This is a genomic window from Streptomyces genisteinicus, from assembly GCF_014489615.1.
GTDB classification, from domain to species: domain Bacteria; phylum Actinomycetota; class Actinomycetes; order Streptomycetales; family Streptomycetaceae; genus Streptomyces; species Streptomyces genisteinicus.
The window spans coordinates 2,262,874-2,282,400 of the sequence record NZ_CP060825.1; the positions used below are offsets into that span (position 1 = coordinate 2,262,874).

19 protein-coding genes are annotated in these 19,527 nt (G+C 73.9%); 2 read left to right on the forward strand and 17 right to left on the reverse strand.

Annotation, left to right across the window (positions count from 1 at the left end; translation table 11 throughout):
- Nucleotides 1-4: 4 nt before the first annotated feature.
- The 16 genes from IAG43_RS09955 to hrcA form a co-directional block, all read right to left on the reverse strand.
- Entirely contained in the window at nucleotides 5-358 is a 354-nt protein-coding gene (locus tag IAG43_RS09955) for a cytidine/deoxycytidylate deaminase family protein (RefSeq protein ID WP_187740395.1), read from the reverse strand.
- A gap of 87 nt (nucleotides 359-445) precedes the next feature.
- Nucleotides 446-1,195, reverse strand: coding sequence for a hypothetical protein (locus IAG43_RS09960; protein WP_187740396.1), 750 nt, complete (start codon nucleotides 1,193-1,195; stop codon nucleotides 446-448).
- Between the two features lie 140 nt (nucleotides 1,196-1,335).
- Nucleotides 1,336-1,689: an MmcQ/YjbR family DNA-binding protein gene (locus IAG43_RS09965; protein ID WP_187740397.1), complete on the reverse strand. Its 354-nt coding sequence runs from the start codon at nucleotides 1,687-1,689 to the stop codon at nucleotides 1,336-1,338.
- The gene (locus tag IAG43_RS09970) at nucleotides 1,686-2,990 is read right to left on the reverse strand and encodes a hemolysin family protein (protein ID WP_187740398.1); all 1,305 of its coding nucleotides are present in this window, start codon (nucleotides 2,988-2,990) and stop codon (nucleotides 1,686-1,688) included. The genes IAG43_RS09965 and IAG43_RS09970 overlap by 4 nt, the downstream gene beginning before the upstream one ends.
- A complete protein-coding gene (gene ybeY, locus IAG43_RS09975) occupies nucleotides 2,987-3,484 on the reverse strand; it encodes an rRNA maturation RNase YbeY (protein ID WP_187740399.1) in 498 nt (165 codons plus the stop codon). Before ybeY ends, IAG43_RS09970 begins: the two co-directional genes overlap by 4 nt.
- 12 nt (nucleotides 3,485-3,496) lie before the next feature.
- Entirely contained in the window at nucleotides 3,497-4,513 is a 1,017-nt protein-coding gene (locus IAG43_RS09980) for a PhoH family protein (protein ID WP_187740400.1), read from the reverse strand.
- 176 nt (nucleotides 4,514-4,689) lie between these two features.
- Nucleotides 4,690-5,790: a carbohydrate kinase family protein gene (locus tag IAG43_RS09985; protein ID WP_187744382.1), complete on the reverse strand. Its 1,101-nt coding sequence runs from the start codon at nucleotides 5,788-5,790 to the stop codon at nucleotides 4,690-4,692.
- Nucleotides 5,791-5,967: 177 nt separating this feature from the next.
- Nucleotides 5,968-7,020, reverse strand: a complete 1,053-nt coding sequence (locus IAG43_RS09990; protein ID WP_187740401.1) for an adenosine deaminase — start codon at nucleotides 7,018-7,020, stop codon at nucleotides 5,968-5,970.
- 33 nt (nucleotides 7,021-7,053) lie between these two features.
- Entirely contained in the window at nucleotides 7,054-7,962 is a 909-nt protein-coding gene (locus tag IAG43_RS09995) for a ribonuclease Z (protein WP_187740402.1), read from the reverse strand.
- A gap of 15 nt (nucleotides 7,963-7,977) precedes the next feature.
- On the reverse strand, nucleotides 7,978-8,334 hold the full coding sequence (locus tag IAG43_RS10000) for a histidine triad nucleotide-binding protein (protein WP_187740403.1): 357 nt from the start codon (nucleotides 8,332-8,334) through the stop codon (nucleotides 7,978-7,980).
- 193 nt (nucleotides 8,335-8,527) lie between these two features.
- Entirely contained in the window at nucleotides 8,528-11,737 is a 3,210-nt protein-coding gene (locus tag IAG43_RS10005; protein WP_187740404.1) for a S41 family peptidase, read from the reverse strand.
- Between the two features lie 45 nt (nucleotides 11,738-11,782).
- The gene (locus IAG43_RS10010) at nucleotides 11,783-12,301 is read right to left on the reverse strand and encodes a hypothetical protein (protein ID WP_187740405.1); all 519 of its coding nucleotides are present in this window, start codon (nucleotides 12,299-12,301) and stop codon (nucleotides 11,783-11,785) included.
- Between the two features lie 89 nt (nucleotides 12,302-12,390).
- Nucleotides 12,391-13,134, reverse strand: a complete 744-nt coding sequence (locus IAG43_RS10015; RefSeq protein ID WP_187740406.1) for a 16S rRNA (uracil(1498)-N(3))-methyltransferase — start codon at nucleotides 13,132-13,134, stop codon at nucleotides 12,391-12,393.
- Nucleotides 13,131-14,201 (reverse strand): nitronate monooxygenase, encoded by a 1,071-nt coding sequence (locus tag IAG43_RS10020; RefSeq protein WP_187740407.1) that lies wholly within the window; start codon nucleotides 14,199-14,201, stop codon nucleotides 13,131-13,133. The genes IAG43_RS10015 and IAG43_RS10020 overlap by 4 nt, the downstream gene beginning before the upstream one ends.
- 144 nt (nucleotides 14,202-14,345) lie before the next feature.
- The gene (gene dnaJ, locus IAG43_RS10025; RefSeq protein WP_187740408.1) at nucleotides 14,346-15,479 is read right to left on the reverse strand and encodes a molecular chaperone DnaJ; all 1,134 of its coding nucleotides are present in this window, start codon (nucleotides 15,477-15,479) and stop codon (nucleotides 14,346-14,348) included.
- Nucleotides 15,480-16,496, reverse strand: a complete 1,017-nt coding sequence (gene hrcA, locus IAG43_RS10030) for a heat-inducible transcriptional repressor HrcA (protein WP_187740409.1) — start codon at nucleotides 16,494-16,496, stop codon at nucleotides 15,480-15,482. It lies immediately after the preceding gene.
- Between the two features lie 212 nt (nucleotides 16,497-16,708).
- On the opposite strand from hrcA, the gene IAG43_RS10035 reads away from it, so the two are divergent.
- Nucleotides 16,709-17,428 (forward strand): MBL fold metallo-hydrolase, encoded by a 720-nt coding sequence (locus IAG43_RS10035; RefSeq protein ID WP_187740410.1) that lies wholly within the window; start codon nucleotides 16,709-16,711, stop codon nucleotides 17,426-17,428.
- Between the two features lie 27 nt (nucleotides 17,429-17,455).
- The gene (locus IAG43_RS10040; protein ID WP_187740411.1) at nucleotides 17,456-18,265 is read left to right on the forward strand and encodes a DUF3097 domain-containing protein; all 810 of its coding nucleotides are present in this window, start codon (nucleotides 17,456-17,458) and stop codon (nucleotides 18,263-18,265) included.
- Nucleotides 18,266-18,277: 12 nt separating this feature from the next.
- Here IAG43_RS10040 and hemW read toward each other — a convergent pair whose 3' ends face one another.
- Nucleotides 18,278-19,510, reverse strand: coding sequence for a radical SAM family heme chaperone HemW (gene hemW / locus IAG43_RS10045; RefSeq protein WP_187740412.1), 1,233 nt, complete (start codon nucleotides 19,508-19,510; stop codon nucleotides 18,278-18,280).
- Between the last annotated feature and the right edge of the window lie 17 nt (nucleotides 19,511-19,527).

A 19,527-nucleotide genomic window follows, 5' to 3' on the forward strand; every position in this document is an offset into this window, starting at 1 on the left:
GGTGTCAGCCCGCGGTGACCGAGGACTTGAGGACGCCGTCGGGGCCCGCGAGCAGCACCGGCACACCGGCGCCGCCGAGGTCGCCGACGGCCGCGCGGTCGTCGGCGGAGGCGGTGTCGGCCTGCGAGACGACGGCCGCGGCCTCCAGGGAGGTCGCACCGCTGGCGACGGCCATGGCGACCGCCGTCTGCAGGGCGCTGAGCTTCAGCGAGGGGAGGTCCACCGTGCCGGCGACGTAGGTGCGCCCGGTCTCGTCGCGCACCGCGGCGCCCTCGGCGACGCCGTTGCGGGCCCGGGCGCTGCGCGCCAGCGTGATGATCTTGCGGTCCTCGGGGCCGAGGTCGTCGGTCTGCGTCATGCCCGAAGCATAGATCGGCCGCCCGGAGGGGTTCCGGGCGGCCGATCGTGAGGCGGGAGCAAGGGCGTCGGCCCTCGCCGCAGGGTGTCAGCCCTGGGTCGCCTTGACGAGCTTGTCGCCGATCTTGGGGATGAGCTCGTCGAACGCCTTCACCGCGGCCGGGTCCTGGCCGGGCATGTACGCGGCGCGGGTGATGCCCGTGCCCTGGCGCGCGACCAGGATGTGAGCCGTGATCTTGAAGTCGAAGCCCTCGATGGGCATGTCCATCACGAAGGCGTAGGACTCCTCGGCGGTCTTCGGCGCGTCCGGGAGCTTCTTGATGAGGACCTCGGCCTTCTCGCCGTCCTGGGTGTAGGTCAGCTTCGGGCAGGCGTCGAGCGCGGCGCCGAGCGCCTTGGTGAGGTCCGCGGCGGCGGTGCCCTCGAAGGTGAAGGCACGCTGGCTGAGGCCGCTGTCGCCCTCGGCGCCCTTCTCGAAGTCCGCCGACTCCCCCTTGGCGCTCGCGTTCGCGGGCGCCATGGTCATCAGGTCCGCGATGGGCTGGCACTCGGCCTTGTCGGCCTTGGGCGCCGGCTCGTTGTCGTCTTCGAGCGGGGCGGCCTTCCAGCCCTCGCCCAGGTCGGCGACGACCAGGGTCGCGGCCTTGAGCTGCTCGGCGGTCAGCGGCTCGGTCGCCGCCGGCTTCTCCTCGGCCGGTGCGGACGCCTTGTCGCCGCCCGCCTCGGCGGTGGCTGCGGGCTTCTTCTCGTCGTCGCCCCCGCCGCAGGCGGCGGCGGTGAGGACGAGCGCGGAAGCGGTGAGTGCGGCGGCGGCGCCGCGGCGCATACGGGTACGCATAGGGATGTTCTCTCCCGGTGTCTGAAGCGGAATGCGGGAGGCCCCCCCTCCCTTGTACGCGGACAGACAATACACAGCTTCCGCGATCTTGTTGAACGCGATTCGACCGTGTAAAGAGCCCGGTACGGGACGGCGCGCGGCTACCCGCGGTCCAGGCGCAGCCGCTCCGCGCGGGGCAGGCCCGCGACGACCAGGTCGTAGGAGTCCTCGACCAGTTCGCGCACCATCCGGTCCGGCAGCTCCCCCACGGTCACCGTGTTCCAGTGCCGCTTGTTCATGTGGTAGCCGGGGGCGATCGCCGGATGCTCCTCGCGCAGCCGGATCGCGTCGTCGGGGTCGCACTTCAGATTGACCGTCAGCGGCGTCCCGTCCAGGGCGCTGAGCGCGAACATCTTGCCGAGCACCTTGAAGACGGAGGTCTCCGGACCGAACGGGAACTCCTCGACCGCCGCGTTGAATTCCAGGCAGAGGGCCCGGAGTTCCCGTGCTCTCATACCGGTCCGTTCTCGTCGCCGGGCTTCTCCACCGGCTCGGCGAGCACGGTGACGATCCTGTTGCGGCGTCCGGCCGGGGACTCGGCGGTCAGGCGCACCGAGCGGCCGTCGGGCAGTTCGACGACCGCGCCGGCGCCCGCGATCGGGACCCTGCCGAGCGCCTTGGCGAGCAGCCCGCCGACCGTCTCCACGTCCTCGTCGTCGAGCTCGTCGGCGCCCAGGCCGTAGAGCTCCCCGAGGTCGCCGATGTCGAGGCGGGCGGTGACGCGGAAGCGGCCCTCGCCCAGCTCCTCGACCGGGGGCAGCTCGCGGTCGTACTCGTCGGTGATCTCGCCCACGATCTCCTCGAGGATGTCCTCGATGGTGACGATGCCGGCGGTGCCGCCGTACTCGTCGATGACGACGGCGACGTGGTTGCGCTTCTGCTGCATCTCGCGCAGCAGGTCGCCGGCGTTCTTGGTGTCGGGGACGAAGACGGCCGGCCGCATGGCGGTCGAGACCAGGTCGGATTCGGCGTCGCGGTTGATGTGGGTCTTGCGGACCAGGTCCTTGAGGTAGACGACGCCGACGATGTCGTCCTCGTTCTCCCCGGTGACGGGGATGCGGGAGAAGCCGGAGCGCAGCGCCAGCGTGAGCGCCTGCCGCACGGTCTTGAACCGCTCGATGGAGACCAGGTCGGTACGCGGCACCATCACCTCGCGGACCAGGGTGTCGCCGAGTTCGAAGACGGAGTGCACCATGCGCCGCTCGTCGTCCTCGATCAGGGACTCCTGCTCGGCGAGGTCGACCATGGCGCGCAGTTCGGCCTCGGAGGCGAACGGGCCCTTGCGGAAGCCCTTGCCGGGGGTGAGGGCGTTGCCGATGAGGATGAGCAGCTGCGGGATCGGTCCCATGATCCGGGCCAGCGGCAGCAGCACGTACGCGGCGGCGGTGGCCGTGTTCAGCGGGTGCTGCCGGCCGATGGTGCGCGGCGAGACCCCGACGGCGACGTAGCTGACGAGCACCATCACGGCCATCGCGACGAGCAGGGCGGCCCAGGTCTCCCGGAACTCCTCGATGCACGCGTAGGTGACGAGCACGCCGGCCGCCATCTCGCAGGCGACGCGGGCCAGGAGGGCGACGTTGAGGTAGCGGGTGGGGTCGGCGGTGACCTGGGCGAGCTTCTCGGCGCCGCGCCGCCCGGACCGCACGGCCTCGGCGGCACGGAAGCTGGAGACGCGGGCGAGGCCGGCCTCGGCGCATGCCGCGAGCCAGGCGACGACGACCAGGGCGACCGCGCCCGCGACGAGCGGGAGGCTCATGAGACGGTCGGGGCCGGGGAAGGACCGGTGAGGCCCTTCTCCGCACGCCAGCCGTCGACGATGGCGGCCTGGAGGCCGAACATCTCCGCCTTCTCGTCGGGCTCCTCGTGGTCGTACCCGAGCAGGTGCAGCACTCCGTGGACGGTGAGGAGCTGGAGCTCCTCGTCCATGGAGTGCTGCGTGGGAGCGTCGGCGCCCTGCTTCTCGGCGACTTCGGGGCAGAGCACGATGTCACCGAGGAGCCCCTGCGGGGGCTCCTCGTCGTCCTTGGCCGGCGGACGCAGTTCGTCCATCGGGAAGGACATGACATCGGTCGGTCCGGGGAGGTCCATCCACTGGATGTGGAGCTGCTCCATCGCCTCGGTGTCCACCACGATCACCGAGAGCTCGGAGAGCGGGTGGATGCGCATACGCGCCAGCGCGTAGCGGGCGACATCGAGGATCGCCTGCTCGTCGACCTCGGTTCCGGACTCGTTGTTGACGTCGATCGACATGGCGCGCTGTGACTACTTCCCGTTGTCGTACTTCTCGTAGGCGTCGACGATACGGCCGACGAGCTTGTGCCGGACGACATCCTGGCTCGTGAGACGGGAGAAGTGCACGTCCTCGACGCCGTCGAGGATCTCCTGCACCTGGCGCAGACCGCTCTTGGTGCCGCTCGGCAGGTCGACCTGGGTGATGTCACCGGTGATGACGATCTTGGAGTCGAAGCCGAGCCGTGTCAGGAACATCTTCATCTGCTCGGCGCTGGTGTTCTGCGCCTCGTCGAGGATGATGAAGGCGTCGTTGAGCGTGCGGCCGCGCATGTAGGCCAGCGGCGCGACCTCGATCGTGCCCGCCGCCATCAGGCGCGGGATCGAGTCGGGGTCGAGCATGTCGTGCAGGGCGTCGTAGAGCGGCCGCAGGTACGGGTCGATCTTCTCGTAGAGGGTGCCCGGCAGGAAGCCCAGCCGCTCGCCCGCCTCGACCGCGGGACGGGTCAGGATGATCCGGTTGACCTGCTTGGACTGGAGCGCCTGCACGGCCTTGGCCATCGCGAGGTACGTCTTGCCGGTACCGGCGGGGCCGATGCCGAACACGATCGTGTGCTTGTCGATCGCGTCGACGTACCGCTTCTGGTTGAGCGTCTTGGGGCGGATGGTCCGGCCGCGGCTGGAGAGGATGTTCTGGGTGAGCACCTCGGCCGGGGTCTCGCCCCCGGGCTCTCCGCTGCCGTCCTCGGCGGCCTTGAGCATGGCGATCGAGCGTTCCACTGCGTCCTCCGTCATCGGCTGACCGGTGCGGAGCACCAGCATCATCTCGTCGAACAGGCGCTGGACGAGCGCGACTTCCGCCGCGTCGCCGACCGCGCTGACCTCGTTTCCCCGGACGTGGATGTCGGCTCCCGGGAAGGCGTTCTCGATCACGCGCAGCAGGGCGTCACCCGAGCCGAGGACGGTCACCATCGGATGATTCGCGGGGACGGTGATACGGGCTCGCGCCTGCCCCGGCGCTGGGGTCTGGGCTGTGGGTGTCTGAGTCATGGGCCGGCTCTGTGGCCTGCACATACCTCCCGTTGCAGGGTTCTCGCTGCTCGACAACCTCTGGAACATCCAGGGTACGGCCTGCCGCCTGCACGGCCGAAGGCTTTTACCGGACCCGAAGGGGCGTGCGGGACCAGCCCCCGGGCCGCCCCGGCACCGCGCCGTCCCGGCGGGTGTCAGGCGCTGCGGCCGAAGCCGATGGTCGGGACCGCGCGGCGCAGCGGCCAGGGCCGGGCGGGGGCGGGGAGCAGCGACTCCAGGAAGGCGTACCGGCGCAGGGCTGCCGGGTCCTGACCCGGCAGCCCCTGCACGGACTGCCACCAGGCGGCGATCTCCCACCAGCCGGGCGCCGAGAGCGAGCCGCCGAACTCCTGCACCGACAGGGCGGCGGTCAGCCCGGCGAAGGCCAGCCGGTCGGCCAGCGGCCAGCCCGCCAGCGTGCCGGTGACGAATCCGGCCACGAAGACGTCGCCCGCGCCGGTCGGGTCCAGCGCCTCGACCGCGATCGCCGGCACCTGGGCGCTCTCGCCGGTCGCGCCGTCGACGGCGTACGCGCCCTCGGCGCCCAGCGTGACGACGGCGAGCCGGACATGCTCGGTGAGGGCGTGGGCGGCCGCCCGGGGGCAGTCGGTGCGGGTGTAGCGCATCGCCTCGCCCGCGTTGGGCAGGAACGCCTCGCAGTGCTCCAGGTCGGCGAGGTCCGCCGGGTCCCAGCGGCCGGTCTCGTCCCAGCCGGTGTCGGCGAAGATCCGGGTGCCCTCGCGGGCGGCCTGGGCGATCCACTCGGCCCGGGTGCCGGGGGTCAGCGAGGCGACCGCGGCCCGGGCGGGCGGCGGGCACTGGGGCGCCTGCTCCGACCGCGGCGCCTCGTGGCCGTGGGAGACCATGGTGCGTTCGCCCTCGTACGCCATGGAGACGGTGACGGGGGAGTGCCAGCCGGTCACGGTGCGGGAGAGCGAGAGGTCGATGCCCTCGCCCTGTTCGAGGGCGTCCCAGCAGTACTCGCCGTAGTGGTCGTCCCCGAAGGCGGCGGCGAGCGAGGTACGCAGGCCGAGCCGGGCGAGCGCGGTGGCCATGTTGGCGACGCCGCCCGGGCTCGAGCCCATGCCGCGGGCCCAGGACTCGGTGCCGCGGACCGGCGCGGAGTCGAGCCCGGTGAAGACGATGTCGAGGAAGACGCTGCCGGTGAGGTAGACGTCGCAGGCCGGGTCCGCCGGCCCCCGCAGGGCGGCCAGGGGGTCGAGGCTCGTCGCCTGCTGTCGCTGTCCGTCGCGCATGCTCACCGTGGTGCTCCCGTGCGTGGTGCGGTTCACGCCAGTCTGCCTGATGCGTCCCGTCCGCCGGGCCGACACACGGCCCGGGGCCCGGGCGCGTCCGGGGCGCCCGTGACCCGGCGCGGTCCGGGCGTCCGGGGCACCGCGTCCCGGGCCGCCCCCCGGTCCCCGCGGGCGGGGTCAGCCGGACGGCACCGGCCGCGGTGCGCCGGGGTCCCGCGGGGCGGGCACGGTCGCGCTCCCGTCGAACGCGTACGCCTCCACCTCGGCCAGGTACCGCGAGCGGCGCTCCTCGTCGTCCTCCAGGAAGGACGCCAGGAAGGAGTTGCGGGCCAGCTCGCGCAGCTGCTCGTCGCCGAGGTCCAGCTCCCGGCGCACGGCCGCGAAGTTGTCCCCCGCGTAGCCGCCGAAGTAGGCCGGGTCGTCGGAGTTGACCGTGCACATCAGACCGGCCGCCATCATGCGCGGCAGGGGGTGCTCCGCCAGCACGTCCACGGCGCGCAGCCGCACGTTGGAGAGCGGGCACAGGGTCAGCGGGACCTGTTCCCGCACCAGCCGCTCCACGAGGCCGGGGTCCTCCATCACCCGCAGCCCGTGGTCCACCCGCTCCACGCCGAGGACGTCCAGCGCCTCGCGCACATAGGCGGCGGGGCCCTCCTCCCCCGCGTGCGCCACCCGGCGCAGCCCGAGCGCGGCCGCCGCCTCGTACACCTCCCGGAACACCGACGGCGGGTTGCCCGCCTCCGCGGAGTCCAGGCCGACACCGGTGATCCGGTGCAGGTACGGCTCCGCCTCCCGCAGCGTGGCGAGCGCCGACTCGGCCGGCTGGTCGCGCAGGAAGCACATGATCAGCCGGGTGGAGACGCCGTGCCGCTCCTCGGACCGGTCCAGTGCGCGGCCGAGCCCTTCGACGACCGTGCCCATCGCGACCCCACGGGCGGTGTGGGCCTGCGGGTCGAAGAAGATCTCCGCGTGCCGCACGCCCTGCGCGGCGGCGCGGGCGAGATAGGCGTCCGCCAGTTCGGCGAAGTCCTCCTCGGTGCGCAGTACCGCCATCAGGCCGTAGTACAGGTCGAGGAACGACTGGAGGTCGGTGAACGCGTAGGCGGCGCGCAGCGCGTCGGTGTCCGCGAAGGGCAGGTCGACGCCGTTGCGCGCGGCCAGCGCGAAGGCGAGCTCGGGCTCCAGGGTGCCTTCGATGTGAAGGTGCAGTTCGGCCTTGGGTATGGGCATGGCCCCATTCTAGGGGCGTCCTGCCTGCGTCTTTCAGGCCCTCTTCGGCACCGGGATGCGCCACAGGTCCTGCGCGACCGTCACCTCTCCGTCGAATCCGGCGTCCCGCGCCTGCCGCTCGAAGACGTCGGCCGCGTCGGTGTAGCGCTGCGAGAAGTGGGTGAGGACCAGATGGCGCACACCGCCCTCCCGGGCGACCCGGCCGGCCTGCCCCGCCGTCAGGTGGCCGTGCTCGGTGGCGAGCCGGACGTCCTCGTCGAGGAAGGTCGACTCGATCACCAGCATGTCGCACCCCTCGGCGAGGGCGTGGACCCCGTCGCAGAGCCGGGTGTCCATGACGAACGCGAACCGCTGCCCGCGCCGCACATCGCTGACGTCGTCGAGCGTGACCCCGCCCAGCGCGCCGTCCCGCTGGAGCCGGCCGACGTCCGGACCGGCGATGCCGTGCGCGGCCAGCTTCGCCGGGACCATCCGGCGGCCGTCCGGCTCGACGAGGCGGTAGCCGTACGACTCGACGGGGTGCGACAGCCGGTGGGCGTCCAGACGGTAGGGCCCCTCGGTGACCAGCGGGCCGTCGGCCGCGACCGGCCGCTCGGCCAGCTCCACCGTCTCCCGGTACGCGGTGGCGTACCGGAGCCGCTCGAAGAAGTGCCGCCCGCTCGCCGGGTAGTGGGCGGTGACCGGGTGCGGCACCTGGTCGAGGTTGATCCGCTGGATCACCCCGGCCAGGCCGAGCGAGTGGTCACCGTGGAAGTGGGTGACGCAGATCCGGTCGATGTCGTGCGCGGACACGCCGGCGCGCAGCATCTGCCGCTGGGTGCCCTCGCCCGGGTCGAAGAGGATGCCCTCGCCGTCCCAGCGCAGCAGGTAGCCGTTGTGGTTCCGGTGCCGGGTCGGCACCTGGCTGGCGGTGCCGAGCACCACCAGTTCGCGTACGGACACGAGGTGCCGTCCCTGCTACCCGGGAGGCCACTGGAGGCCGCGGCCCCCCAGCACGTGCGCGTGGGCGTGGAAGACGGTCTGGCCGGCGCCGGAGCCGGTGTTGAAGACGATGCGGTACCCGGCCTCGGCCTTCTCGTCCTCCGCGACCTGTCCGGCCTCCCGCAGCACGTCGGCCGCGAGCTCGGGCGCCGCGGCGGCGAGCGAGGCGGCGTCCGCGTAGTGCGCCCTGGGGATGACCAGGACGTGCGTGGGGGCCTGCGGGTTGATGTCGCGGAAGGCGACGGTGGTGTCCGTCTCCCGCACGATCGTGGCGGGCACGTCGCCGGCGGCGATCTTGCAGAACAGGCAGTCGGCCTGCGGTTCTCCGGCCATGCGGAGGGCCTCCTCGCGGTGCGATCACGTGTGCCGTCATGCTAGCGGGCCGCCCGTGCCCCCTCGGCCGCACGGTCCGTACCGGGGCGGGGCGCGTGCCTGCCCGTGCAGGGCGGGGCGCATGCCTGCCCTTGCCCGTGGCGGGGCGGGGCGTACGCGTCCACGGGGACCCGCCGCCCCGCCCGACGAGGCGTCAGGGACGCTCGGGCGGCGTCTTCGCCGGGTGTTCGGCGAGGGCCGCCAGGGCCATCCGGACCGCCTCGTCCAGCTGCGGGTCGCGGCCCTGGGCGTGGTCGCCGGGCGTCATCACCACCTCCACGTCCGGGTCGACGCCCCGGTTCTCCACGTCCCAGCCGTAACCCTCCAGCCAGAAGGCGTACTTGGGCTGGGTCACCAGGGTCCCGTCGACCAGGGAGTAGCGGCTGTCGATGCCGACGACGCCGCCCCAGGTGCGGGTGCCCACGACCGGGCCGATCCCGAGCGCCTTGATCGCGGCGTTCACGATGTCGCCGTCCGAGCCGGAGAACTCGTTCGCCACCGCGACCACCGGCCCGCGGGGCGCGTCGAACGGGTAGCTGAAGGCGCGCCGCCCGCGCGGCAGGTCCCAGCCCACGATCCGGCGGGCCAGCTTCTCGATGACGAGCTGGGAGGTGTGTCCGCCGCGGTTCTCCCGCACGTCCACGACCAGGCCCTCGCGCGCCACCTCGACCCGCAGGTCCCGGTGGATCTGCGCCCAGCCCGGCGCCTGCATGTCCGGGACGTGGAGGTAGCCGAGGCGGCCGCCGGAGCGCTCGTGGACGTAGGCACGCCGGTCGGCGACCCAGGCGTGGTAGCGCAGCGGCTCCTCGTCGTCGACGGGGACGACGACCGCGTGCCGCGGTTCGCCGCCGCCCGCCGGGGAGACGGTCAGTTCCACCGGGGTCCCCGCGGCCCCGACGAGCAGCGGCCACGGGCCCCTGACCGGGTCCACCGGGCGGCCGTCGACCGCGAGCAGGGCGTCTCCGGCGCGCAGCGCGACGCCGGGTGCGGCGAGCGGCGAGCGGGCGAGCGGGTCGGAGGTCTCCGACGGCAGGATGCGGTCGATGCGCCAGGAACCGTCCTCGGCACGCGAGAGGTCCGCGCCGAGGAGCCCCTGCCGGGTGGCCCGCCTGCCGCGCCCGCCGCGCGGCATCACGTACGCGTGGGAGGTGCCGAGTTCGCCCTGCACCTCCCAGAGCAGGTCGACGAGGTCGTCGTGGGTGGCGACCCGCTCCAGCACCGGCCGGTAGCGGGCGAGGACGCCGTCCCAGTCGACGCCGCCGAGGTCCTCGCGCCAGAAGTGGTCGCGCATCAGACGGCCGGCCTCGTCGTACATCTGCCGCCACTCGGCGGCCGGTTCGACCGTGCGGCGCACCCGGCGCAGGTCGACGGTGATGTTGCTGTCGCTGTCCTCGTCGCGGGAGGCCCGCCGGTCGCTGGGGACGACCTTGAGCTTCCCGTCGGTGTACAGCAGCAGGCGCTTGCCGTCACCGCTGACGCGGAAGAACGAGACGTCCTCGGCCAGTTCCTCGGCGTGCCGGCCGCCCAGCTCGAAGCGTTCCAGCACGGTCTTGGGGCCCGGGTCGTCGGGGGTGGCCCTGGTGGATCCGAGGACGCCGCTCAACGGGTGGTGCAGCCACAGGAGTCCGTCCTTGGCGGCGCGCAGCGACGAGTAGCGGGCGGCCTCCACGGGGAACGGCACGATGCGGTCCGCGAGTCCGTCGACGTCGACACGGGTCACGGGCACGGCGCCGTCCTCGCCGTCGGCGGCCGCGTCCTCGTCGTGGTCCGCGTCGAACGGCCGCCCGTGGCGCTGCGGGCCGAACGGCGACGGGGTGGTGGCCGCCAGGGTGATCAGGTGCGGCCGGCAGCCGCCGACGAACGCCAGGTCGAAGACATGGCTGTCGTAGACGGGGTCGAAGGCGCGCTCGGAGAGGAAGGCGAGGTGCTTGCCGTCGAGGGTGAACGCCGGCTGGTAGTCCGCGAACCGCAGCGGTGTCGCCTCGCTGACGATCAGGTCCGCGGTGCGGGCGATCCTGATCTGCCGCAGCGGGTCGGGGCCGGCGTGCGACCAGGCCAGCCAGGCCGAGTCGGGCGAGAACACGAGCCCCTCGGCGTCGCCGTCCTCGCTGCGGTCGACCTCGCGCACCTCGCCGGTCTCGCGCTCCACGAGCAGCACCCGGCCGTCGTGGGCGGCGACGGCCGCGCGGCTGCCGTCGGGGGCGACGGCGAGGGCGACCACCCGGCCGAGACGGCCCGCGCCGAGCCTGCGCGGGGTGGAGCCGGCGGCCGCGCCGGTGGCCGGGGCGAACTCCAGCGCGTCGTCGCCCTCCGCGTCGGTCACCCAGACCACGTGCTCCTCGCCGTCGGCGCGGAAGGTGCGGGGCATCCGGGCGCGTACGCCGGGCTCGGTGGCGAGATCGCGGGCGGGGCCCTCGCGGTGGGTCACCCAGTGGATGCCGCCGCGGATCTCGACGGCACTGCCGCGGCCGGTGTGGTCGGGGGCGGCGGAGCCCACGTTGCGGTCCGCGGCGAGGACCCAGGGCTGGAGGTCGGCGCGCTGGCCGCCGAGGGCGACGTCCAGGCGCCGGGGCGTGGCGTCGTCCAGGTCGTCGAGGATCCAGAGTTCGCCCGCGCTCGTCCACACGACACGGGTGCCGTCGGTGGCCGCGTGGCGCGCGTAGAAGCCGTCGACGGGGCTGTGGCGCCGCAGTCCGGTCCCGTCGGGGAGCGACGAGTAGAGCGCGCCGACGCCCTCGTGGTCGGAGAGGAAGGCGATCCGGCCGCCCACCCACAGCGGGTACTCGATGTTGCCGTCGAGGTCCTCGTGGACGCGGACGAAGCCGCCGTCCGCGGCGTCCTCGGACGACCGGATCCACAGCTTGCCCGCGGTGCCGCCCCGGTAACGCTTCCAGGCGGCGGCCTCGCGGCCCATGGTGGCCGACAGCAGCAGGGTCCTCGGCCCCTCGGCGAGGTCGCCGACGGGCCCGTACGGCAGGACGTCCGCCGGGCCGCCGTCGAGCGGCACCGCGTGCGCCCAGGTGCGGCGGAAGGAGGCCCGGCCCTGGCTGGAGGTCGCGAGGACCCGGCCGCCGGCCGTCCAGCCGCGCACGGTGGTCCGCACGCTGCCCCAGTGGGTCAGCCGCTCGGACGGCCCGCCGCCGACGGGCGCGACATGCACCTCGGGTGCGCCGTCGCGGTACGAACTCCAGGCGACGCGGGCGCCGTCGGGCGAGATGCGCGGATGGTTGACGGGCATGTTGTCCGCGCTGACGCGCCACGCCCGGCCGCCGTCGAGCGGCGCCACCCAGACGTCGTCCTCGGCGGTGAAGGCGAGCAGTTCGCCGTGCAGATGGGGAAACCGGAGGTAGGCAGGGTGCGTCACACGCTCACCCTAGGGAAGTCCGGGCCCCGCCAGCAGGGCTTTGGATCACTTCGCCGGATCGGCGGTGACGGTGACGGTCCTCGTGACGGTGACGGTGGGCTCCGGCCGGGGGTCCGACGGGCGCGGCGCACGGGAGGGCGCGGTCGTGGCGGCGGCCGAGCAGTCGCCCAGCATGGTGGCCTGGAAGACGACCTTCCGGGCGATCCTGGCGGTCATGTCGCCCTTCACGCACACTCCGGCGCGCTCCTCGGTCACGGTGCCGTCCAGGGTGATGTCCCTGTCGTCGCCGGTCTCCCCCTCGCACTCCACCTCGACCTCGCGGGGCGCGGCGGTGGCGGCCGCCGTCCCGGCGTTGGCCTCCGCCTCCCGGGTCGCGGCCCTCGCGGAGCAGCTGAACCAGGCGACGTCGAACGTCAGCCGCTCCAGGGTGCTCGTCGCGGTGCGGTCGGTGGTGAGGGCGACCGCGGCCGAGTCCAGGCCGCCGGCGGCCGGCTGGCAGGCGGCGGCTCCGGCGACGGCGATCCCGCAGGCCCCGAACGCGGCCATGGTTCTCAGCAGCCTCATGGGCGGCAGGCTCCCACCTCGGGCCGGGCGCGCACCAGGGCCCTTGCGGCCACTTTCCCCCAAGGAGTGACGCCGCGGCCGGCCGGGCGTCAGGACCAGCGGCCGGTGCGCCCCAGCAGCAGCGCGGTCGCCGCCGTGCCCGCCGTCGAGGTGCGCAGCACGGTGCGGCCCAGCCGGTAGGGCCGGGCGCCCGCAGCGGCGAAGGCCGCCAACTCGTCCGGCGAGACGCCGCCTTCGGGCCCCACGACGAGCACGATCGAGCCGGACGCGGGCAGTTCGGCCCCGGCGAGCGGCTCGGCGCCCTCCTCGTGCAGCACGGCGGCGAAATCCGCGGCGGCCAGAAGTGCCGCGACCTGCTTGGTCGTCGCCGCCTCCGCCACCTCGGGGAACCGCAGCCTGCGCGCCTGCTTGCCCGCCTCCCGGGCCGTGGAACGCCATTTGGCGAGGGACTTGGCGCCGCGCTCGCCCTTCCACTGGGTGATGCAGCGGGCGGCGGCCCAGGGCACCACCGCGTCGACGCCGGTCTCCGTCATGGTCTCCACGGCGAGTTCGCCGCGGTCGCCCTTGGGCAGCGCCTGGACGACGGTGATGCGGGGCCGGGGTTCGGGCTCGGCGGGGCAGTCACGCACCTGGACGGTGAGCCGGTCCCGGCCTTCCGTCGCGTGCACGGTGCCCGCGGCGCCGCGGCCCGCGCCGTCGGTCAGGACGATCTCCTCGCCGGGTGCCAGCCGGCGCACCGAGACGGCGTGCCGGCCCTCGGGGCCGTCCAGCGTGACGAGGGCGCCGGGAGCGACGCCGTCGAGCGAGTCGACGACGAAAACGGGGGCGGTCATCGGGTCCCTTCCTCGGCGAGCGGGGCCCGCGCGGAGTCGAGTTCGGCGGCGAGGACGTCGACGAGCCGCCCGGCGGGCAGCTCGCGGGCCAGCCGGTGGCCCTGCCCCGCCCACAGCGCCATGCCCTGCGCATCGCCGGCGGCCGCCGCCGCCCTGCGCAGCGGCGCGGTGAGGTGGTGGATCTCCGGGTACGCGGCGGCCGGAGCGTACGGGCCGTGTTCGCGCACGAACCGGTTGACCAGGCCGCGGGCGGGCCTGCCGGAGAAGGCCCGGGTCGACTCCGTGCGGGTGAACAGCGGATCGGTCATCGCCTGCTTGTGCAGGGGGTGCGCCCCGGACTCGGGGCAGACCAGGAAGGCGGTGCCGAGCTGGGCGGCGCTCGCGCCGGCGGCGAGCACGGCGGCGATCTGCGATCCGCGCATCAGGCCGCCCGCGGCGATCACCGGCAGCCGGACGCTCTCCCGCACCAGGCCGAGGAGGGCGAGGAGGCCGAGGGCGCCGCCGGAGTCCGGGTCGTCGCGGTGGCTCCCCTGGTGTCCGCCGGCCTCGGCCCCCTGGACGCACACCGCGCCGGCGCCGGCCCGCTCGGCGGCCAGCGCCTCCTCGGGCGTGGTGACGGTGACCACGGTCGTGGTGCCGGCGGCGGCGAGCGCGGCGAGGGTCTCGCGGGAAGGGCAGCCGAAGGTGAAGGAGACCACCGCGACGGGGTCGTCGGCGAGGACGGCCAGCTTCGCCGCGTAGTCGTCGTCGCCTCCCGCGCACGGGTCGCCGAGGGGCGTCCCGTACCGGGCGCTCTCGCCCGCGAGCCGGTCGCGGTACCGGCCGACGGCGGCCGGGTCGGCGCCGGAGTGCGGCATGAAGAGGTTCACGCCGAACGGCCGGGAGGTGAGGGACCGGAGCCGCAGGATCTCCTGGCGCACACCGTCCGCGGTCCGGTAGCCGGCGGCGAGGAAACCGAGAGCGCCGGCCTCGCAGACGGCGGCGGCCAGCTCGGGGCACGAGGCGCCGCCCGCCATGGGCGCCTGCACGATCGGGTGGCGGCTCAGACCGGTCAGCGCGGACGACATGCACGCATCGTCCCACGTCCCGGCGGGTGCGCCGCGCCCCGCCCCTGCGGCGGCGGGCCCGGAGGGGGCTCACCCGGGCGGCCCCGGCGCGATGCGGCCGGGGCCCATCCGGATCGGGGCACGCGGCCCCGGTCCGGACACGGCTCAGCGGCCGTTGAAGGCGTCCTTCAGACGCGAGAAGAGACCCTGCTGTCCCGGCTGGAACTGGCCCGTCGGACGCTCCTCGCCGCGCAGCTTGGCGATCTCCCGCAGCAGGCGCTCCTGCTCCGGGTCGAGCTTCGTCGGCGTGGTGACCTCGACGTGCACGATCAGGTCGCCGCGGCCGCCGCCGCGCAGATGCGTGATGCCGCGCCCGTGCAGCGGGATCGACTGGCCGGACTGGGTGCCGGGCCGGATGTCGACCTCCTCCAGGCCGTCGAGCGTCTCCAGCGGGCACTTGGTGCCCAGGGCCGCCGCCGTCATGGGGATGGTCACCGTGCAGTGGAGGTCGTCGCCGCGCCGCTGGAAGACGGGGTGGGCGATCTCGTGGATCTCCACGTACAGGTCGCCGGCGGGGCCGCCGCCGGGGCCGACCTCGCCCTCGCCCGCGAGCTGGATGCGGGTGCCGTTGTCCACGCCCGCCGGGATCTTCACGGTGAGCGTGCGGCGGGAGCGGATGCGGCCGTCTCCGGCGCACTCCGGGCACGGCGTGGGCACGACCGTGCCGAAGCCCTGGCACTGCGGGCAGGGGCGTGAGGTCATGACCTGGCCGAGGAAGGACCGGGTCACCTGGGAGACCTCGCCGCGGCCGCGGCACATGTCACAGGTCTGCGCGGAGGTCCCCGGTGCCGCACCCTCGCCGGAGCAGGTGGTGCAGACCACGGCCGTGTCGACCTGGATGTCCTTGGTGGTGCCGAAGGCGGCCTCGTTGAGGTCGATCTCCAGCCGGATCATCGCGTCCTGGCCGCGCCGGGTGCGCGAGCGCGGGCCGCGCTGCGAAGCCGTGCCGAAGAAGGCGTCCATGATGTCGGAGAAGTTGCCGAAGCCACCCGCCCCGAAGCCGCCCGCGCCGCCGCCCGCCTGGGACAGCGGGTCGCCGCCGAGGTCGTAGACCTGCTTCTTCTGCGGGTCCGACAGCACCTCGTACGCGGCGTTGATCTCCTTGAAGCGCTCCTGCGTCTTCGGATCCGGATTCACATCCGGGTGGAGTTCGCGCGCAAGACGGCGGAAGGCCTTCTTGATCTCGTCCTGGGACGCGTCGCGGCGTACGCCGAGTACGGCGTAGTAGTCCGTGGCCACTTACGACTCCGCCAGGATCTGTCCGACGTAACGTGCCACTGCGCGTACCGCTCCCATCGTTCCGGGGTAGTCCATGCGGGTCGGTCCGACCACGCCGAGTTTGGCGACTGCTTCGCCGCCCGAACCGTAACCGACCGAGACGACGGACGTGGAGTTCAGTCCCTCGTGGGCGTTCTCGTGCCCGATTCTCACGGTCATGCCCGATTCCTTGGCCTCGCCGAGCAGCTTGAGGAGCACGACCTGCTCCTCCAGCGCCTCCAGCACCGGCCTGATCGTCAGGGGGAAGTCGTGACCGAAGCGGGTCAGATTGGCGGTGCCGCCGATCATGAGCCGTTCCTCGGTCTCCTCCACCAGGGTCTCCAGCAGGGTCGCGAGGACCGTGGAGACCGTCCCGCGGTCCTCGGCCTCGAACGACTCCGGCAGGTCCTGCACCAGCGTCGGCACGTCCGCGAAGCGGCGCCCGACGACCCGGCTGTTGAGCCGGGCCCGCAGGTCGGCGAGGGAGGTCTCGCCGAACGGCGCCGGGCAGTCGACCAGCCGCTGCTCCACCCGTCCCGTGTCCGTGATCAGCACGAGCATCAGGCGGGCGGGGGCCAGCGACAGCAGTTCCACGTGCCGGACCGTCGAGCGGGTCAGCGACGGGTACTGCACGACGGCGACCTGGCGCGTCAGCTGCGCGAGCAGCCGCACCGTGCGCGCGACGACGTCGTCGAGGTCGACGGCCCCGTCGAGGAAGTTCTGGATGGCCCGGCGCTCCGGGGTGGACAGGGGCTTCACTCCGGCGAGTCTGTCGACGAAGAGGCGGTAGCCCTTGTCCGTGGGGATCCGGCCCGCGCTGGTGTGCGGCTGGGCGATGAAGCCCTCCTCCTCCAGCACGGCCATGTCGTTGCGCACGGTGGCCGGGGAGACGCCCAGCCGGTGCCGCTCGGTCAGCGCCTTGGAGCCGACGGGCTCCTCGGTGCCGACGTAGTCCTGGACGATGGCGCGCAGCACCTCGAGCCTGCGTTCGCTGAGCATCGCGCGCACCTCCAGCTGCCGTGTCTGATCCCTTGGCGGTCTTCCCTGGCTCTCGCCTGGCACTCGATACGGCCGAGTGCCAGCGGTCCCCCGGTCAGTGTACGGCTGCGGGGTACGCCCCTAGCAAGGGTGACCGACCACCGGGTCGGGAGAACGGCCCCGCTCAGGCGTCCCGGCCCGCCGGGAGGGTGCGAGCCGATAGCGTCGCCCCCATGGACGTCGCATGGGAAGACCTCGGCTGGGAACGGCTGGCGGACGGCGTCGCCCGCCGCAGGCTGCCCGGCTGGGACGCGACCGTCGGCGTGGTCGCCGGCGAGGACGCGGTGCTGCTCTACGACACGGGATCCACCCTCCGCGAGGGCGCCGGGATCCGGCGCGAACTGCAGTCCCTGCTGGGCCGCCGAGTGACACATGTCGCACTGAGCCACCCCCACTTCGACCACGTCCTCGGCACGGCCGTCTTCGCGGGGGCCGAGGTCTACGGGGCGGTGGGCCTGGACGGGCTGCTGCGGCGGGAGGGCGACGCCCTCCGGCAGGACGCCGTGCGGCACGGGGTGTCGCCCGAGGAGGCCGCCGAGGCTGCGGACGTGCTGGTCGTGCCGCACCACGCGGTGAGCGGCGAGTGCGCGATCGACCTGGGCGGCCGGCAGGCGGTGCTCGCCGACGCGGGCCCCGGCCACAGTGGCCACGACCTGGCGCTCCTGGTGCCCGGCACCCCGGACGTCGTGTTCTGCGGCGATCTCGTGGAGGAGTCCGGGGAGCCGCAGGCGGGGCCGGACGCGGTCGGTCCGCGCTGGCCGGCCGCGCTCGACCGGCTGCTGGCCCTCGGCGGCCCCCACGCGCGGTACGTGCCGGGTCACGGGGCGGTCGTGGACGCGGAGTTCGTCCGCCGGCAGCGCGGTGAACTGGCGGCGCGTTTCGGCGTGTCGTAGGACGTCCGGCCCGTATGGTCATCCGATATGCGCAGCTACAGCCCTGATCTGACGCCGCCCTGGAAGCGGCGGACCCCCGCCCCCGAGGTCCCGGCCGAGCCGGACCTGGTGGTCGAGGAGGTCTCCACCGGCTTCTGCGGGGCGGTCGTCCGCTGCGAGGCGGGGACGGTCACCCTGGAGGACCGCTTCGGCAAGCACCGGGTCTTCCCGATGGAGCCGCGCGGCTTCCTGCTGGAGGGCCGGACCGTGACCCTGGTGCGGCCCCCGTCCGACGCCCCGGCGCGCCCCTCCCGGACGGCCTCGGGTTCGGTCGCGGTCCCGGGTGCCCGAGCGCGCGTCGCCCGGGCCGGACGCATCTACGTGGAGGGCCGCCACGACGCCGAACTGGTCGAGCGCGTCTGGGGCGACGACCTGCGCGTCGAGGGCGTCGTCGTCGAGTACCTGGAGGGCGTCGACGACCTGCCCGCGATCGTCGAGAGCTTCGGGCCCGGGCCGGACGCCCGCCTCGGCGTGCTGGTCGACCACCTGGTCACCGGATCGAAGGAGTCCCGGATCGCCGCCGCCGTGACCGACCCGCACGTGCTCGTGGTCGGCCATCCGTACATCGACGTGTGGGAGGCCGTGAAGCCGGCCTCGGTCGGGATCCCCGCCTGGCCCTCGGTCCCCCGGGGCCAGGACTGGAAGACGGGCGTCTGCCGCGCCCTGGGCTGGCCGGAGAACACGGGCGCCGCCTGGCAGCACATCCTCTCCCGCGTCCGCTCCTACAAGGACCTGGAACCGGAGCTGCTGGGGCGGGTGGAGGAGCTGATCGACTTCGTCACGGAGCCGGAGGGGTAGCCGCCGGGGCGCTCAGTCGACCAGGTCCCGGACGACCGCGTCCGCCAGCAGGCGTCCCCGCAGGGTCAGCACGGCGCGGCCGGCCGCGTAGGGCCCCGGCTCCAGCAGGCCGTCGCGCAGGGCCTGGCCGGCGGCGGCCAGGCCCGCCTCGCGCAGCAGGGACAGCGGCACGCCCTCGCGCAGCCGCAGCTCCAGCAGGATGCGCTCGACGCGCCGGTCCTCGTCCGTCAGCAGCTCGCGCCCCGCGCCGGGGGAACGGCCCCCGGCCAGGGCGGCCGCGTATGCGCCGGGATGCTTGACGTTCCACCAGCGCACGCCGCCGACGTGGCTGTGCGCCCCGGGGCCGGCGCCCCACCAGTCGGCTCCGCGCCAGTACAGCTCGTTGTGGAGGCAGCGCCCGGCCTCGGACGTGGCCCAGTTGGACACCTCGTACCAGTCGAAGCCCGCCGCGCCGAGCACCTCGTCGGCGATCAGGTAGCGGTCGGCGTGCACGTCGTCGTCGGTCATCGGGACCTCGCCGCGCTTGATGCGGCGGGCCAGTCCGGTGCCCTCCTCGACGATGAGGGCGTACGCCGACACATGGTCCGGACCCGCGCCGACCGCGGCGCTCAGCGACGCCCGCCAGTCGTCGTCGCTCTCGCCGGGAGTGCCGTAGATCAGGTCGAGGTTGACGTGGTCGAAGCCGGCGGCGCGGGCCTCGGCCACGCAGGCCTCGGGCCGGCCGGGGGTGTGGGTGCGGTCCAGCACCTTGAGCACGTGCTGCCGGGCGCTCTGCATGCCGAAGGAGATCCGGTTGAAGCCGCCCTCGCGCAGCGTGGCCAGATAGGCGGGGTCCACCGACTCGGGGTTGGCCTCCGTGGTGATCTCCGCGTCGTCGGCGAGGCCGAACTCCTGCCGCACGGCGTCCAGCATGCGCACCAGGTCACCCGCGGCCAGCAGAGTCGGCGTGCCGCCGCCGACGAAGACCGTGCGCACCGGGCGGGGGTCGTCGCCCAGCACCTTGCGGGCGAGCCGGACCTCGTCGGCGAGGGTGTCGGCGTAGTTGTCGCGCGAGGCGAGCACTCCGCCGGACCCGCGCAGCTCGGTGGCGGTGTAGGTGTTGAAGTCGCAGTAGCCGCATCGGGTCGCGCAGTAGGGCACGTGCAGGTAGAACGCGAGCGGCCGCTCGCCGGCGCCGGCGAGCGCGGACGCGGGGAGCGTGCCGTCGTCGGGCACGGGCTCGCCGTCGGGCAGTACGGAAGGCATGCCCCCATTGTCCGCCA